Genomic DNA, 16,548 nt, shown 5'->3' with positions numbered 1-16,548 from the left:
TCTTTACACATTAAAAGTTCGTCACCCTTTATCGTTTGGATTGAGGGCCTCTGTCAACCGTTGTTGTACTTCTTGTTGTAGCGCATTATTAAGCCCACGCCGGTCCGCCGTCGCGATTATAAATAAATCTTCTACTCGCTCACCAATTGTCGTAATTCTCGCCCCGTGAAGCGAAATATTGAGGTCGGCGAACACCTGACCCACGCGAGCCAGCAGACCCGGCTGATCGAGCGCAATCAGCTCAAGAAACGATTTTCTGTCGGTGTGCGTCGGCAGGAAATTGACTTCGGTAACGACGGAGAAATGGCGAAGTTTCGCCGCCTGACGGCGCGGGGCCGGAGGCTGCCAGCTACGTTGGGTGATGGTCTGTTCCAGACCGTGACGGATCATTTCATGGCGATCGGCGGAAAGCGGACTGCCGTCCGGCTCCAGCACAATAAAGGTGTCCATCGCCATGCCGTCGCGGGTGGTAAAAATCTGGGCATCGTGGACGCTGAGGTTGCGGCGATCCAGTTCACCACAGACGGCGGCAAACAGATACGGGCGGTCCGGGCTCCAGATAAAAATTTCGGTCCCACCGCGCGTGGCCTGCGAGCTAAGCAGGATCATCGGTTTGCTCAGGTCATGTTTGAGCAAATTGCGGGCGTGCCAGGCGAGCTGGTTAGGCGTATGGCGCACGAAGTAGTTGGCGCGGCAGCGGTTCCAGATTTGATGCAGCGCCTCTTCATTAATATTTTCCATCCGCAGCAGCGCCAGCGCCTGCAGCTGATGATGGCGTACTCGTTCGCGCATATCCGGCGTACTTTGCATCCCGCGACGCAGCTGTTTTTCGGTGGCGAAATAGAGCTCGCGCAGCAGGCTCTGCTTCCAGCTGTTCCACAAGGTTTCGTTGGTCGCACAGATATCGGCGACGGTCAGGCACACCAGGTAGCGCAGGCGGTTTTCGGTCTGCACCTCTTCGGCAAACTGCTTGATGACTTCCGGATCCTGGATATCACGGCGCTGAGCGGTGACTGACATCAACAGATGATGGCGCACCAGCCAGGCCACCAGCTGGGTTTCCCGTGAGTTAAGTCCGTGCAGCTCGGCGAATTTCAGCACATCCTGGGCGCCGAGGACCGAATGATCGCCGCCGCGACCTTTGGCAATATCATGGAACAGGGCGGCAATCAGAATCAGCTCCGGGTGGGTCAGGCGAGGCCACAGTTCCACGCACAGCGGGTGGCGGCTGCGGGTCTCTTCTTTGGCGAAGCTTTCCAGCTTCAGCAGCACGCGGATCGTATGTTCATCGACCGTATAGGCATGAAAGAGGTCAAACTGCATCTGGCCCACAATATGCGACCACTGCGGCATATAGGCCCACAGTACGCTGTGACGGTGCATCGGCAACAGCCCCCGGCTGACCGCCCCCTGGTGGCGCAACATGCTGAGGAAAATCGCGCGCGCTTCCGGGATATAGCACAGCGGCTGCGTCAGGTGGCGCCGCGCGTGGCGCAGGTGGCGAAGGGTCGTCGAGTAGATGCCGGTGATGTTGCTGTTACGCACCATAATATAGAACATGCGCAGGATTGCCTGCGGTTCGCGGATAAACAGCGTGTCGTCGCGCAGGTCAATCAGCGTGCCGCGCAGCTGAAAATCATCATCGATGGGCCGCGGCTTTTCATCTTCGGTGAGAGCGAGGATTGCTTCATCAAACAGCTGGAGCAGCATGTGATTCAGTTCGCTGACCCGCCGGGTGACGCGGAAGAAATCCTTCATCATGTATTCGATAGGCTGATTACCTTCGCCTTCGTAGCGCAGCCGGCGGGCGACGCTGAGCTGGCGGTCGAATAACAGGCGGTTGTCGTAACGGTTTAACTCGAGGTGCAGTGCAAAGCGAATCCGCCACAGCTGGTGCAGACATTCGTTAAGCTCGTTACGTTCGGCTTCGGTAAGAAAGCCGAAGCCAACCATTTCATCCAGCGAGGTGGCGCCGAAGTGGCGGCGGGCGACCCACTGCAGGGTGTGGATATCGCGCAGGCCGCCGGGGCTGCTTTTCACGTCCGGCTCGAGGTTATAGCTGGTGCCGTGGTAGCGCTGGTGGCGGATGTTCTGCTCTTCGACCTTGGCGGCAAAAAACTTCTCTGAGGGCCAGAAACCATCGCTGAAGATATGTTTCTGCAGTTCAAGAAACAGGGCTACATCGCCAATCAGCAGGCGAGATTCAATCAGGTTGGTCGCGACGCTAAGATCGGACAGTCCTTCCAGCAGGCACTCTTCCAGCGTGCGCACGCTGTGGCCAACCTCGAGCTTGATGTCCCACAGCAAGGTCAGCAGTTCGCCGACTTTCTGCGCCTGCTCGTCGGAGAGCTTCTTGCGGCTGAGAATCAGCAGGTCGACGTCGGAGAGCGGGTGCAGCTCGCCGCGGCCATATCCGCCGACCGCCACCAGCGCCAGGTCGCTGACCGGACCAAAGCCGTAATCAATCCACAGACGCTGGAGCAGCTGGTCGATAAATTCGGTTCGCGCTTCGATTAGCTGCCCGGCGGCGATACCGCTATCAAACGCTTCGCCCAGCCAGCGCTGGAAAATATCGAGATGTGCCTTGATGGCGGCACAGTTCAAATCACCTTGCGGCCAGCTACCCGGATTCTCAGGCTGACCGGAGAGGGTAGGGGAGACAGTGTCAGGTAAAGAGTTGCTCATCGCGTCACCATAAGAAAAAACTATCGCCCATAAAAAAGCCGGCGGGCGCCGGCTTTTCGTTATGCGTCGTGCGAGATTATCGCCGGGATGGTGTCATCCTTGCGTAATGTCAGAATCTCACAGCCGTTCTCTGTCACCACAATAGTATGCTCGTACTGCGCAGACAAGCTCCGGTCTTTGGTTTTCACCGTCCAGCCGTCTTTCATACTGCGGATCTCTTTCTTGCCGGCATTAACCATTGGTTCGATGGTAAAGGTCATGCCCGGCTTGAGCACCACATTGGTCTCAGGAGAGTCGTAATGCAGCACCTGCGGTTCTTCATGGAAACCGCGGCCGATACCGTGACCGCAATATTCACGCACCACCGAGAAACCTTCCGCTTCGACGAATTTCTGGATGGCTGCGCCGATCGCGCGCAGGTTGATTCCTGGCTTAACCATCTTCAGCGCCAGATACAGGCTTTCCTGGGTAATGCGGCACAGGCGCTCGCCGAGAATCGTCGGTTTGCCGACGATGAACATCTTAGAGGTGTCGCCGTGGAAATCATCCTTAATTACCGTGACATCAATGTTGACGATGTCGCCGTCTTTCAACAGTTTTTCGTCGTCAGGAATCCCGTGACAGACGACTTCGTTAATAGAGATGCACACGGATTTCGGGTAACCGTGGTAGCCGAGGCAGGCGGAGATCGCTTTCTGTTCGTTAACAATATAATCGTTACAGATGCGGTCCAGTTCGCCGGTGCTGACGCCCGGTTTAACGTAGGGTTCGATCATTTCCAGCACTTCAGCGGCCAGGCGGCCGGCGACGCGCATTTTTTCGATGTCTTCAGATGTTTTGATAGATATAGCCATGGATTGTGTCCAGCTGTGTCGGTTTTTTCGACAATAATAGAGTTATTCCTGTCAATGTTAACAGTCCGGGTGTCCTGGTGCCAAATTGAGAATCATTAACAGCACTCAGCGTCAACAACAGTTGGTTTCCGATCGGGTTTTGTGGTATAAAGCGCGCCGGACTTCCGTTCCATTTCGTACTACACAGGATGGACTGAAGCGACAAATCTCACTTTGTGTAAATAACACACACGTATCGACACATATTCCGGGGTGCCCTTTAGGGTCGGTAATATGGGATACGTGGAGGCATAACCCCAACTTTATCTATAGAGGTTTTAAACATGGCAACTGTTTCCATGCGCGACATGCTCAAGGCTGGTGTTCACTTTGGTCACCAGACCCGTTACTGGAACCCGAAAATGAAGCCTTTCATCTTCGGCGCGCGTAACAAAGTTCACATCATCAACCTTGAGAAAACTGTACCGATGTTCAACGAAGCTCTGGCTGAACTGAACAAGATCTCTGCTCGTAAAGGCAAGATTCTGATCGTTGGTACTAAACGCGCTGCAAGCGAAGCGGTAAAAGAAGCTGCTAACAGCTGCGACCAGTTCTTCGTGAACCATCGCTGGTTGGGCGGCATGCTGACTAACTGGAAAACCGTTCGTCAGTCCATCAAACGTCTGAAAGACCTGGAAACTCAGTCCCAGGACGGTACTTTCGAGAAGCTGACCAAGAAAGAAGCGCTGATGCGCACTCGTGAGCTGGACAAGCTGGAAAACAGCCTGGGCGGTATCAAAGACATGGGCGGCCTGCCGGACGCACTGTTTGTTATCGACGCTGACCACGAGCACATCGCTATCAAAGAAGCAAACAACCTGGGTATCCCGGTATTTGCTATCGTTGATACTAACTCCGATCCGGACGGCGTAGACTTCGTTATCCCGGGTAACGACGACGCAATCCGCGCTGTTAGCCTGTACCTGGGCGCTGTAGCTGCAACCGTGCGTGAAGGTCGTTCTCAGGATCTGGCTTCTCAGGCGGAAGAAAGCTTCGTAGAAGCTGAATAATAAGGTTTCACCCCTTATTAGTACCGTGTATGAATAGGGGCCCATTTTCGGCCCCTTTTTTCAATTTATACTGTTTGGCCCCCGGCCGGGCAGTTCACATCTCCCGAGGATTTAAGAATGGCTGAAATTACCGCATCCCTGGTAAAAGAGCTGCGTGAGCGTACTGGCGCAGGCATGATGGATTGCAAAAAAGCGCTGACCGAAGCAAACGGCGACATCGAGCTGGCAATCGAAAACATGCGTAAATCTGGCGCAATCAAAGCGGCGAAAAAAGCAGGTAACGTTGCTGCTGACGGCGTGATCATCACTAAGATCGACGGTACCTACGGCATCATTCTGGAAGTTAACTGCCAGACTGACTTCGTTGCTAAAGATGGTGGTTTCCAGGCATTTGCTAATAAAGTACTGGACGCTGCAGTCGCTGGCAAAATCACTGACGTTGAAGTTCTGAAAGCACAGTTCGAAGAAGAGCGTGTTGCGCTGGTTGCTAAAATCGGTGAGAACATCAATATCCGTCGCGTGGCTTCCCTGGAAGGCGACGTTCTGGGTTCATACCAGCACGGCGCACGTATCGGTGTTCTGGTTGCGGCTAAAGGCGCTGACCAGGAGCTGGTTAAACAGCTGGCAATGCACATCGCAGCAAGCAAGCCGGAATTCGTTAAGCCGGAAGACGTTTCTGCTGAAGTGGTTGAGAAAGAGTACCAGGTTCAGCTGGACATCGCGATGCAGTCTGGTAAGCCGAAAGAAATCGCAGAGAAAATGGTTGAAGGCCGCATGAAGAAATTCACCGGCGAAGTTTCTCTGACCGGCCAGCCTTTCGTTATGGACCCGAGCAAATCTGTTGCTCAACTGCTGAAAGAGCACAATGCCGACGTTACTGGCTTCATCCGCTTTGAAGTGGGCGAAGGCATCGAGAAAGTTGAGACTGACTTTGCAGCAGAAGTTGCTGCGATGTCCAAGCAGTCTTAATTTTCAAAAGGAGCCGCCTGAGGGCGGCTTCTTTTTGTGCCCGTTTTGTAAATTCAGCGCATCGCTTATAGTGGCTGTGCTGAAAAGCGGCATACAATGTCGCCAGAATTAACTCATCTCACTCGTTGACAGTCTCAGGAAAGAAACATGGCTACCAATGCAAAACCCGTCTACAAACGTATTCTGCTTAAGTTAAGTGGCGAAGCTCTGCAGGGTTCGGAAGGCTTCGGTATTGATGCAAGCATACTTGACCGTATGGCTCAGGAAATCAAAGAACTGGTTGAACTGGGTATTCAGGTTGGCGTAGTGATTGGTGGCGGTAACCTGTTCCGTGGTGCTGGGCTGGCGAAAGCGGGGATGAACCGCGTTGTGGGCGACCACATGGGCATGCTGGCAACGGTGATGAACGGCCTTGCAATGCGTGACTCACTGCATCGCGCCTATGTGAACGCTCGCCTGATGTCAGCGATTCCGCTGAATGGCGTGTGTGATAACTACAGCTGGGCGGAAGCCATCAGCCTGCTGCGTAACAATCGCGTAGTGATTCTTTCTGCAGGTACCGGTAACCCGTTCTTCACCACCGACTCCGCTGCCTGCCTGCGTGGTATTGAAATCGAAGCCGATGTGGTACTGAAAGCCACCAAAGTCGACGGCGTGTTTACCGCTGACCCGGCCAAAGACCCGTCTGCCACCATGTACGATCAGCTGACTTACAGCGAAGTGCTCGATAAAGAACTGAAAGTCATGGATTTAGCCGCCTTTACCCTGGCGCGTGACCATAAATTGCCGATTCGCGTCTTCAACATGAATAAACCAGGCGCACTGCGTCGCGTGGTGATGGGCGAAAAAGAAGGCACATTGATTACGGAATAATTCCCGTCAGCGCCAAATCCGGGTAATATTCCGCCTTACTTTCGCGGGCTTATTGCCCGGTGATTTGCATTAAACCTGACTATACTTAGCTCACTTTTACGGTGAGCGACCGTCTGGTCTGTCTGAGACAAGTTTTCAAGGATTCGTAACGTGATTAGCGATATCAGAAAAGATGCTGAAGTACGCATGGAAAAATGCGTCGAAGCGTTCAAAACCCAAATCAGCAAAATACGCACGGGTCGTGCTTCTCCCAGTCTGCTGGATGGCATTGTCGTGGAATATTACGGCACGCCGACGCCTCTGCGTCAGCTGGCAAGCGTCACGGTAGAAGACTCCCGTACTCTGAAAATCAACGTATTCGATCGCTCGATGAGCCCGGCCGTTGAGAAAGCGATCATGGCTTCCGATCTCGGTCTGAACCCAAGCTCTGCGGGTACCGACATCCGCGTTCCGCTGCCGCCGCTGACCGAAGAACGTCGTAAAGATCTGACTAAGATCGTGCGTGCCGAAGCCGAACAGGCTCGCGTGTCTGTCCGTAACGTGCGTCGTGATGCTAACGACAAAGTTAAAGCGCTGCTGAAAGACAAAGAGATCAGCGAAGATGACGATCGCCGTTCTCAGGACGACGTGCAGAAAATGACTGACGCCGCCATTAAGAAAGTGGATGCGGCGCTGGCCGATAAAGAAGCGGAACTGATGCAGTTCTGATTCTCTGCCGATACGCTCGCCGCCCACTATTATTGATGGGCTGCGGGCGTTAAGTCTGAAACGCCGTACAGAAGACCGAACGCTCAATTCCTGGGATTGTGTTAAAACGGTCGGCCCTGTAGCCTTTGGCACGCTTGCTGAAGGTGATAGACCGCCGACCTGCTCCCGGGTAATTGTGGCGTAAGGGCTTACTGGCGGCGTTTTTCTTTTTATCCTGTCTCAATTCTTCTGGACATCTCATGAAGCAATTAACCGTTCTCGGTTCGACCGGTTCAATTGGCTGCAGCACGCTGGATGTGGTGCGCCATAACCCCGATCGCTTTTCCATCGCTGCGCTGGTCGCAGGGAAAAATGTCGACCGCATGGTTGAACAATGTCTGGAATTTTCTCCCCGCTACGCGGTTATGGACGATGTACAAAGCGCCGACGCGCTGCGCATCCGCCTGCGTGAAAGCGGTAGCCGCACTGAGGTATTAAGCGGCCAGCAGGCTGCCGCTGAAGTGGCTGCGCTGGACGACGTTGACCAGGTGATGGCGGCGATTGTGGGTGCTGCGGGACTGGTGCCTACGCTGGCCGCCATCCGTGCCGGCAAAACGGTGCTGCTGGCGAATAAAGAGTCGCTGGTCACCTGCGGACGCCTGTTTATGGATGCGGTACAGCAGTATGGTGCGCACCTGCTGCCCGTGGACAGCGAACATAACGCGATTTTTCAGAGTATGCCTGTAACCGTACAGCATAATCTTGGATACGCTGACTTAACGCAGAACGGCGTATTGTCGATTCTGCTGACCGGTTCCGGTGGTCCTTTCCGGGAAACGGCGATAGCGGAGCTGGCGGCGATGACGCCGGATCAGGCCTGCCGTCACCCCAACTGGTCAATGGGACGCAAAATCTCTGTCGATTCCGCCACGATGATGAACAAAGGGCTGGAATATATCGAAGCCCGCTGGCTGTTCAACGCTTCAGCCCGGCAGATGGAAGTGCTGATCCATCCGCAGTCCGTCATTCACTCGATGGTGCGTTATCTTGACGGCAGCGTCATTGCACAGCTCGGTGAACCGGATATGCGCACGCCTATCGCCCATACGATGGGCTGGCCAGACCGCCTGAATTCTGGCGTGCCGGCATTAGACTTCTGCCAGTTGAGCCAGCTGAGCTTTTCCGCGCCGGACTACGGGCGCTATCCGTGCCTCAAGCTGGCGATGGACGCATTTGACCAAGGTCAGGCGGCTACAACGGCATTGAATGCGGCAAACGAAATCTCAGTGGCAGCCTTCCTGGCCGGAGAGATTCGCTTTACCGATATTGCGGGAGTCAACCTGGCGGTGCTGGATCAACTGACGCTGGATGAGCCGCAAAGCATTGATGAAGTGCTGGTTATTGACGCTCAGGCCAGGGTCGTTGCGCAGAAGCAGATAAAACATCTGACAACGCGGGGCTGAACCTCACGACACGTTGTGATATTTGTGGGCGCTGGGCTTCGGTGATATAGTCTGCGCCACCCAATCGTTGCATTTTGTTGTAAAAGATTGTGGTGGCCGTGGAAAAACACGGCTTTTTTGCGTAAAGCTTTGGGTTGTTCTCTGCGATTAGCTGTAGCTTCGGCACTGGATAAAAATGCGTATACAGCGCTGACCGGTTGCTCGCGTTTAGTGGCTTGGCTAATCCTTATTATGGACTTAAAACGCGTTATGTTGTCTGCTAATCACACTGTCAGCGAAATATCGCCTGCGCATGGCTGTCGTCATGTCGCCATTATCATGGACGGCAACGGTCGTTGGGCGAAACAGCAAGGAAAAATTCGCGCATTCGGCCATAAAGCCGGGGCGAAGTCGGTTCGTCGCGCGGTCTCCTTCGCGGCGAACAATGGTATTGAAGCGTTGACGCTATATGCATTCAGCAGCGAGAACTGGAACCGCCCGGAGCAGGAAGTCAGTGCTCTGATGGAGCTGTTCGTTTGGGCGCTGGATAGCGAAGTGAAAAGCTTGCATCGGCATAACGTCCGCCTGCGGATCATCGGCGAGACGACGCGTTTTAATGCGCGCCTGCAGGAGCGTATCCGCAAAGCGGAAGCGCTGACGGAGAACAACACCGGCTTAACGCTGAATATTGCGGCGAACTACGGTGGGCGCTGGGATATTATTCAGGGTGTCCGCAATCTGGCCGAACAGGTTCAGAACGGGTTACTTCGGCCCGAACAGATCACGGAAGACATGCTGAGTCAGCAGGTCTGTATGCATGAACTGGCACCTGTAGATTTAGTTATTAGGACCGGGGGAGAGCATCGCATCAGTAATTTTTTGATTTGGCAAATTGCGTATGCCGAACTTTACTTTACCGATGTTCTTTGGCCCGATTTTGCAGAACAGGACTTTGAAGGTGCACTCCATGCCTTTGTTAATCGAGAGCGTCGTTTCGGCGGCACTGAGCCGGGTGGCAATCATGCCTGATGGGGGTCACTTTTGCTGAAGTATCGCCTGATATCGGCTTTCGTTTTAATCCCCGTAGTCATTGCGGCGCTTTTTCTGTTGCCGCCTGCGGGTTTTGCCATCGTCACGCTCGTGGTGTGTATGCTCGCTGCGTGGGAGTGGGGGCAATTTAGCGGTTTCACTTCAACTTCACAACGCATCTGGCTGGCGCTGCTGTGTGGCCTGTTACTGGCGTTGATGCTTTTCCTGATGCCGGAATATCACTACGACGTTCATCAACCGTTGGTTGAAGGATCGCTCTGGGCGTCGTTTGGTTGGTGGATTGTGGCGCTGCTGCTGGTGCTTTCTTACCCGGCGTCCGCGGCTTTCTGGCGCAACTCGAAGGTGCTGCGGCTGATCTTTGGTATTCTGACTATCGTCCCGTTCTTCTGGGGCATGCTGGCGCTGCGTGCCTGGCATTATGCGGATAACCATTACAGCGGCGCGCTGTGGCTGCTGTACGTGATGATTCTGGTCTGGGGCGCGGATTCTGGCGCCTATATGTTTGGCAAGATGTTCGGCAAGCATAAGCTGGCACCGAAAGTGTCTCCGGGTAAAACCTGGCAGGGGTTCTTCGGTGGTCTGGTGACGGCGGCGGTCATCTCCTGGGCCTACGGCCAGTGGGCAAATCTGGATGTTACCCCAACGGTATTGCTGGTGTGCTCCGTTGTTGCGGCACTGGCATCGGTGCTGGGCGATCTGACAGAGAGTATGTTTAAGCGAGAGGCCGGCATTAAGGATAGCGGTCATCTGATTCCCGGACACGGTGGAATACTGGATCGTATCGATAGCCTGACGGCGGCGGTACCGGTGTTTGCTTGTCTGCTATTGTTGGTCTTCAGGACGATTTGACGGAAGGTTTTATGCTAAGCGTTCTCTGGAATTTGGCTGCCTTTATCATTGCGCTGGGCGTATTGATCACCGTGCATGAGTTTGGCCATTTCTGGGTGGCTCGTCGCTGCGGCGTTCGCGTTGAACGCTTTTCCATCGGCTTTGGTAAAGCGTTATGGCGACGTTTTGACAAGCAGGGAACGGAATTCGTCATCGCTCTTATTCCACTCGGCGGCTATGTCAAAATGCTCGACGAACGCGTCGAGCCGGTGGCGCCAGAGATGCGCCACTACGCTTTCAATAACAAAACCGTTGGCCAGCGTGCGGCCGTCATTGCCGCAGGCCCTGTCGCCAACTTCATTTTTGCCATCTTTGCCTACTGGCTGGTGTTTATCATCGGTGTTCCTGGCGTCCGTCCGGTTGTTGGTGAAATAGTACCCGACTCGATTGCCGCACACGCACAAATTGCAAAAGGAACGGAACTTAAAGCGATAGATGGCATCGAAACGCCTGATTGGGATGCAGTGCGTATGGCGCTGGTCTCGAAGATTGGCGACGAGCAAACAATAGTTACGGTCGCCCCTTTCGGGAGCAGTCAGCGCCAGGATAAAATCCTCGATCTGCGGCACTGGGCGTTTGAGCCGGATAAACAAGATCCGGTGACCTCGTTGGGTATTCAGCCTCGCAGCGCGCAGATTGATACGGTGCTGGCTGAAGTACAATCTGGCTCGGCGGCGCAGAAGGCCGGTTTGCAAGCGGGCGACAGGATCGTTAAAGTCGATGGTCAACCGTTAACGCAGTGGATGACGTTTGTAAATCTGGTGCGTGATAATCCGGGTAAGGCGCTGATTCTGGACATCGAGCGACAGGGGAGTCCCTTGTCTGTTACGCTGACGCCAGATAGCCGAGCCGCAAAAGGTAAAGCCGAAGGGTTTGCAGGGGTAGTGCCTAAGGTCATCCCGCTGCCTGATGAATATAAGACAGTGCGTCAGTACGGGCCGTTTGCCGCCATTGCTGAAGCCACGGATAAAACCTGGCAACTGATGTCATTAACCGTCAGGATGCTGGGTAAATTGATAACCGGTGATGTCAAACTGAACAACCTCAGCGGGCCGATTTCTATCGCCCAGGGGGCTGGAATGTCAGCGGAGTTTGGATTGATTTACTATCTGATGTTCCTTGCGTTGATTAGCGTGAACCTCGGAATAATCAATCTGTTCCCGCTTCCCGTCCTGGACGGGGGGCACCTGCTATTTTTGGCGATTGAAAAGCTGAAGGGCGGGCCGGTATCCGAGCGAGTTCAAGACTTTAGTTATCGCATTGGCTCAATACTGCTGGTGTTGTTAATGGGGCTTGCACTTTTCAATGATTTCTCTCGGTTATAAGAGAGTTTGTTAGGAAGAACGCATAATAACGATGGCGATGAAAAAGTTGCTCATAGCGTCGCTGCTGTTTAGCAGCGCAACCGTATACGGTGCTGAAGGGTTCGTGGTGAAGGACATTCATTTCGAAGGCTTGCAGCGTGTCGCTGTTGGTGCGGCCCTCCTCAGTATGCCCGTGCGTCCTGGCGATACGGTGACCGATGATGATATCAGTAACACCATTCGTGCTTTGTTTGCCACTGGCAACTTTGAGGACGTCCGCGTCCTGCGCGATGGTGATACCCTGTTGGTGCAGGTGAAAGAGCGCCCAACGATTGCCAGCATCACTTTCTCCGGTAACAAATCGGTGAAGGATGACATGCTCAAGCAAAACCTTGAGGCATCCGGCGTTCGCGTTGGGGAGTCCCTTGACCGCACGACCCTCGCTGATATCGAGAAAGGGCTGGAAGATTTCTACTATAGCGTCGGTAAGTACAGCGCCAGCGTAAAAGCTGTCGTGACCCCGCTGCCGCGTAACCGCGTCGACCTGAAACTGGTATTCCAGGAAGGCGTCTCGGCGAAAATCCAGCAGATTAACATTGTCGGTAACCATGCGTTCAGTACCGATGAACTGATCTCAACATTCCAGCTGCGCGATGAAGTGCCGTGGTGGAACGTGGTCGGCGATCGTAAATACCAGAAGCAGAAGCTGGCCGGGGATCTCGAAACCCTGCGCAGTTACTATCTGGATCGCGGTTACGCACGTTTCAACATCGACTCCACCCAGGTGAGCCTGACGCCGGATAAAAAAGGCATCTACATCACCGTAAACATCACCGAAGGCGACCAGTACAAGCTGTCCGGTGTGCAGGTGACGGGCGATCTGGCGGGGCATTCGGCAGAAATCGAAGCGTTGACCAAAGTGGAGCCGGGCGAGCTGTATAACGGCGCCAAAGTGACCAAAATGGAGAATGATATTAAGAAACTCCTCGGTCGCTATGGCTACGCTTATCCGCGCGTCCAGTCTCAGCCGGAAATTAACGATAGCGATAAGACCGTGAAGCTGCACGTCAACGTCGATGCGGGCAACCGTTACTACGTACGTAAAATTCGCTTCGAGGGCAACGATACCTCCAAAGACTCCGTTCTGCGTCGCGAAATGCGTCAGATGGAAGGGGCATGGCTGGGTAGCGACCTGGTCGATCAGGGTAAGGATCGTCTGAATCGTCTCGGCTATTTCGAAACGGTTGATACCGATACGCAGCGCGTACCGGGCAGCCCGGATCAGGTCGACGTGGTCTATAAGGTCAAAGAACGTAACACCGGTAGCTTCAACTTTGGTATCGGCTACGGTACGGAAAGCGGTGTGAGCTTCCAGGCCGGCGTTCAGCAGGACAACTGGCTGGGTACCGGCTATTCCGTCGGAATTAACGGCACCAAAAACGATTACCAGACCTATACTGAACTGTCGGTCACTAACCCGTATTTCACCGTTGATGGCGTGAGTCTCGGTGGTCGTATTTTCTATAACGACTTCGACGCGAACGACGCGGATCTGTCTGACTATACCAACAAAAGCTATGGTACGGACGTTACGCTGGGCTTCCCGATCAACGAATACAATACGCTGCGCGCGGGCTTAGGGTATGTCCATAACTCCCTGTCCAATATGCAGCCGCAGGTGTCGATGTGGCGTTATCTGAACTCGATGGGTCAATATCCGGAAAACACCGATGATAAAAACTCATTCAGCGCCAACGACTTCACCTTCAACTACGGTTGGACCTATAACAAGCTCGACCGCGGCTTCTTCCCGACGGAAGGTTCGCGTGTCAACCTGAATGGTAAAGTGACCATTCCAGGTTCGGATAACGAATACTACAAAGCTACGCTGGATACGGCGACCTATGTACCGATCGACAACGATCATAAATGGGTGGTTCTCGGACGTACTCGCTTCGGCTATGGCGACGGTATTGGCAGCAAAGAGATGCCGTTCTACGAGAACTTCTACGCCGGTGGTTCAAGCACCGTGCGCGGGTTCCAGTCGAACACCATTGGTCCGAAAGCGGTTTATTTCCCGGCCAGCAATCGCCACGATGGCGATGATAACTATGACAGTAACTGTAAGAGCACTGAGTCTGCGCCGTGTAAATCGGATGATGCAGTCGGCGGTAACGCCATGGCCGTTGCCAGCCTGGAGCTGATTACACCGACGCCGTTTATCAGCGATAAATATGCTAACTCGGTCCGTACCTCCTTCTTCTGGGATATGGGTACCGTGTGGGATACTCACTGGGATTCGAGCGCTTATGCGGGTTATCCGGATTACGGTGATCCGAGCAACATCCGTATGTCCGCTGGTATTGCGGTGCAGTGGATGTCGCCGTTGGGGCCGTTGGTATTCTCCTACGCCCAACCGTTTAAAAAGTACGAAGGAGACAAGGCCGAGCAGTTCCAGTTTAACATTGGTAAAACCTGGTAATTGCGGGCAGCAATGGAATGTAAGTGCAGTATAGCGCTGACTTTAGGCGATAATCACGGTTATCGCCTGGCCACGCAAATAACGGTACCCCTGGGTACTCATGGGATGGTAAGGAGTTAATTGTGAAAAAGTGGTTATTAGCTGCAGGTCTGGGTTTAGCAATGGTAACTTCCGCTCAGGCGGCAGATAAAATTGCAATGGTTAACATGAACAGCCTGTTCCAACAGGTTGCCCAGAAAACAGGCGTTTCTAACACGCTGGAAAACGAGTTCAAAGGCCGCGCGAGCGAGCTGCAGCGTATGGAAGGCGATCTGCAGTCCAAAATGCAGCGTCTGCAGTCCATGAAACCGGGTGCCGATCGTACCAAGCTGGAAAAAGACGTCATGGCTCAGCGCCAGACCTTCTCTCAGAAGGCGCAGTCTTTTGAGCAGGATCGTGCACGTCGCTCCAACGAAGAGCGCGGCAAACTGGTTAACCGTATCCAGACTGCTGTGAAGAGCGTAGCGAGCAGCCAGAGCATCGACCTGGTTGTTGATTCTAATGCCGTTGCATACAACAGCAGCGATGTAAAAGACATCACCGCTGATGTGCTGAAACAGGTTAAATAAGTAATGCCTTCTATTCGACTGGCTGATCTAGCACAGCAGTTGGATGCAGAATTACACGGTGATGGCGATATCGTCATCACCGGCGTTGCGTCCATGCAGACTGCAAAAGCAGGTCATATTACGTTCATGGTCAACCCTAAGTACCGTGAACACCTGGCCGCTTGCCAGGCTTCTGCCGTTGTCATGACGCAGGATGATTTACCTTTTGCCCAAAGCGCCGCGCTGGTAGTGCGTAATCCCTACCTGACCTATGCGCGCATGGCTCAAATTCTGGATACCACGCCGCAGCCGGCGCAGGATATCGCCCCGAGTGCGGTGATTGATGCCACGGCGACGCTGGGTAAAAACGTCTCGATTGGCCCTAACGCCGTGATCGAATCTGATGTTGTGCTTGGTGACAATGTGGTGATTGGCGCCGGGTGCTTCGTTGGGAAAAAGACGAAAATTGGTGCTGGCTCCCGTTTGTGGGCCAACGTGACCGTTTACCACGAGATTGAGATCGGTGAGAATTGCCTGATTCAGTCCAGCACCGTTATCGGTGCCGATGGTTTCGGCTATGCCAACGATCGCGGCAACTGGGTGAAGATCCCGCAGCTGGGTCGCGTCATCATTGGCGATCGCGTGGAGATCGGCGCCTGTACGACCATTGACCGTGGTGCGCTGGATGATACCGTGATCGGCAATGGCGTTATCATTGATAACCAGTGTCAGATTGCGCATAACGTTGTGATTGGTGACAATACTGCCGTTGCAGGTGGCGTTATCATGGCAGGCAGCCTGAAAATTGGCCGTTACTGCATGATTGGCGGAGCCAGCGTGATTAACGGACATATGGAAATCTGCGACAAAGTCACCGTCACCGGGATGGGGATGGTCATGCGTCCTATCACCGAGCCTGGCGTCTATTCTTCAGGGATTCCGCTGCAACCGAATAAGGTGTGGCGTAAAACCGCGGCGCTGGTGATGAATATTGATGAGATAAACAAACGCCTCAAATCGATTGAGCGTAAGGTTAATCAGCAAGATTAGCGCATCCGTTGACACACAAAATCATGCAAAGCAGTATCCGGGCGGCAACCACCGCTGACCAGGATACTGCCTGAGAGATGTAGTGTAAAAATTTTCGGCCTGTTGCATTCATAAGATTGCCGCAGGCCGTGTTATTATTGCCTTTTAGTATATTTAGACAGGAAGAGTATTTTGACTACTGAAACTCATACTCTGCACATTGAAGAGATTCTGGAACTTCTCCCTCACCGCTACCCGTTCCTGCTGGTAGACCGTGTGCTGGATTTTGAAGAAGGTCGTTTTCTGCGCGCAGTAAAAAATGTTTCTGTTAACGAGCCGTTTTTCCAGGGGCACTTCCCTGGTAAACCGATTTTACCGGGCGTACTGATTCTGGAAGCGATGGCGCAGGCCACCGGCATTCTGGCATTCAAAAGCGTCGGCAAGCTCGAACCGGGTGAACTCTATTACTTCGCCGGGATTGATGAAGCGCGTTTCAAACGTCCGGTAGTACCAGGCGATCAGATGATTATGGAAGTCACTTTCGAGAAAACCCGTCGCGGCCTGACGCGTTTTAAAGGCGTCGCGCTGGTTGATGGTAAAGTGGTTTGCGAAGCAACGATGATGTGTGCGCGTAGCCGGGAGGCCTGAT

General features: G+C 53.7%; 14 protein-coding genes. 12 read left to right on the top strand and 2 right to left on the bottom strand.

Annotation, left to right across the window (positions count from 1 at the left end; genetic code table 11):
• Positions 1-21: 21 nt before the first annotated feature.
• Positions 22-2,685, bottom strand: coding sequence for a bifunctional uridylyltransferase/uridylyl-removing protein GlnD (gene glnD, locus AC007G_RS15720; RefSeq protein ID WP_032698105.1), 2,664 nt, complete (start codon positions 2,683-2,685; stop codon positions 22-24).
• A gap of 59 nt (positions 2,686-2,744) precedes the next feature.
• The gene (gene map / locus AC007G_RS15715; RefSeq protein ID WP_032689412.1) at positions 2,745-3,539 is read right to left on the bottom strand and encodes a type I methionyl aminopeptidase; all 795 of its coding nucleotides are present in this window, start codon (positions 3,537-3,539) and stop codon (positions 2,745-2,747) included.
• Positions 3,540-3,862: 323 nt separating this feature from the next.
• Between map and rpsB the strand changes: the two genes are divergently transcribed.
• From rpsB to fabZ, 12 genes are all read left to right on the top strand, one after another.
• Positions 3,863-4,588: a 30S ribosomal protein S2 gene (gene rpsB, locus AC007G_RS15710; RefSeq protein ID WP_032689411.1), complete on the top strand. Its 726-nt coding sequence runs from the start codon at positions 3,863-3,865 to the stop codon at positions 4,586-4,588.
• 117 nt (positions 4,589-4,705) lie between these two features.
• Positions 4,706-5,557 (top strand): translation elongation factor Ts, encoded by an 852-nt coding sequence (tsf, locus tag AC007G_RS15705; RefSeq protein WP_015585106.1) that lies wholly within the window; start codon positions 4,706-4,708, stop codon positions 5,555-5,557.
• Between the two features lie 147 nt (positions 5,558-5,704).
• Complete coding sequence (pyrH, locus tag AC007G_RS15700) at positions 5,705-6,430, top strand: UMP kinase (protein ID WP_004858112.1); 726 nt, start codon at positions 5,705-5,707, stop codon at positions 6,428-6,430.
• A 150-nt stretch (positions 6,431-6,580) separates the two neighbouring features.
• Positions 6,581-7,138, top strand: coding sequence for a ribosome recycling factor (gene frr / locus AC007G_RS15695; RefSeq protein WP_004858114.1), 558 nt, complete (start codon positions 6,581-6,583; stop codon positions 7,136-7,138).
• 239 nt (positions 7,139-7,377) lie between these two features.
• Positions 7,378-8,580 (top strand): 1-deoxy-D-xylulose-5-phosphate reductoisomerase, encoded by a 1,203-nt coding sequence (ispC, locus tag AC007G_RS15690; RefSeq protein ID WP_046853075.1) that lies wholly within the window; start codon positions 7,378-7,380, stop codon positions 8,578-8,580.
• Positions 8,581-8,829: 249 nt separating this feature from the next.
• The gene (ispU, locus tag AC007G_RS15685) at positions 8,830-9,588 is read left to right on the top strand and encodes a (2E,6E)-farnesyl-diphosphate-specific ditrans,polycis-undecaprenyl-diphosphate synthase (protein WP_004858119.1); all 759 of its coding nucleotides are present in this window, start codon (positions 8,830-8,832) and stop codon (positions 9,586-9,588) included.
• 12 nt (positions 9,589-9,600) lie between these two features.
• Positions 9,601-10,458, top strand: coding sequence for a phosphatidate cytidylyltransferase (gene cdsA / locus AC007G_RS15680; RefSeq protein WP_032697297.1), 858 nt, complete (start codon positions 9,601-9,603; stop codon positions 10,456-10,458).
• Positions 10,459-10,469: 11 nt separating this feature from the next.
• Positions 10,470-11,822, top strand: coding sequence for a sigma E protease regulator RseP (rseP, locus tag AC007G_RS15675; protein ID WP_032689408.1), 1,353 nt, complete (start codon positions 10,470-10,472; stop codon positions 11,820-11,822).
• A gap of 31 nt (positions 11,823-11,853) precedes the next feature.
• Positions 11,854-14,283, top strand: coding sequence for an outer membrane protein assembly factor BamA (gene bamA / locus AC007G_RS15670; RefSeq protein WP_032689407.1), 2,430 nt, complete (start codon positions 11,854-11,856; stop codon positions 14,281-14,283).
• 122 nt (positions 14,284-14,405) lie between these two features.
• On the top strand, positions 14,406-14,891 hold the full coding sequence (skp, locus tag AC007G_RS15665) for a molecular chaperone Skp (protein WP_004858127.1): 486 nt from the start codon (positions 14,406-14,408) through the stop codon (positions 14,889-14,891).
• Between the two features lie 3 nt (positions 14,892-14,894).
• The gene (gene lpxD, locus AC007G_RS15660) at positions 14,895-15,920 is read left to right on the top strand and encodes a UDP-3-O-(3-hydroxymyristoyl)glucosamine N-acyltransferase (protein WP_004858130.1); all 1,026 of its coding nucleotides are present in this window, start codon (positions 14,895-14,897) and stop codon (positions 15,918-15,920) included.
• Positions 15,921-16,091: 171 nt separating this feature from the next.
• Complete coding sequence (gene fabZ / locus AC007G_RS15655; protein WP_004858132.1) at positions 16,092-16,547, top strand: 3-hydroxyacyl-ACP dehydratase FabZ; 456 nt, start codon at positions 16,092-16,094, stop codon at positions 16,545-16,547.
• Position 16,548 lies beyond the last annotated feature (1 nt).

This window comes from Klebsiella sp. CSG-1 (assembly GCF_056521145.1).
The sequence above is the reverse complement of the archived record's forward strand: the minus strand, read 5'-3'. Positions and strand labels throughout refer to the sequence as shown.

Bases quoted from the DNA above. Each gene is read 5' to 3' on its own strand.
- glnD (WP_032698105.1), bottom strand. From the start codon at position 2,685: ATGAGCAACTCTTTACCTGACACTGTCTCCCCTACCCTCTCCGGTCAG.
- map (WP_032689412.1), bottom strand. From the start codon at position 3,539: ATGGCTATATCTATCAAAACATCTGAAGACATCGAAAAAATGCGCGTC.
- rpsB (WP_032689411.1), top strand. From the start codon at position 3,863: ATGGCAACTGTTTCCATGCGCGACATGCTCAAGGCTGGTGTTCACTTT.
- tsf (WP_015585106.1), top strand. From the start codon at position 4,706: ATGGCTGAAATTACCGCATCCCTGGTAAAAGAGCTGCGTGAGCGTACT.
- pyrH (WP_004858112.1), top strand. From the start codon at position 5,705: ATGGCTACCAATGCAAAACCCGTCTACAAACGTATTCTGCTTAAGTTA.
- ispC (WP_046853075.1), top strand. From the start codon at position 7,378: ATGAAGCAATTAACCGTTCTCGGTTCGACCGGTTCAATTGGCTGCAGC.
- ispU (WP_004858119.1), top strand. From the start codon at position 8,830: ATGTTGTCTGCTAATCACACTGTCAGCGAAATATCGCCTGCGCATGGC.
- rseP (WP_032689408.1), top strand. From the start codon at position 10,470: ATGCTAAGCGTTCTCTGGAATTTGGCTGCCTTTATCATTGCGCTGGGC.
- bamA (WP_032689407.1), top strand. From the start codon at position 11,854: ATGGCGATGAAAAAGTTGCTCATAGCGTCGCTGCTGTTTAGCAGCGCA.
- lpxD (WP_004858130.1), top strand. From the start codon at position 14,895: ATGCCTTCTATTCGACTGGCTGATCTAGCACAGCAGTTGGATGCAGAA.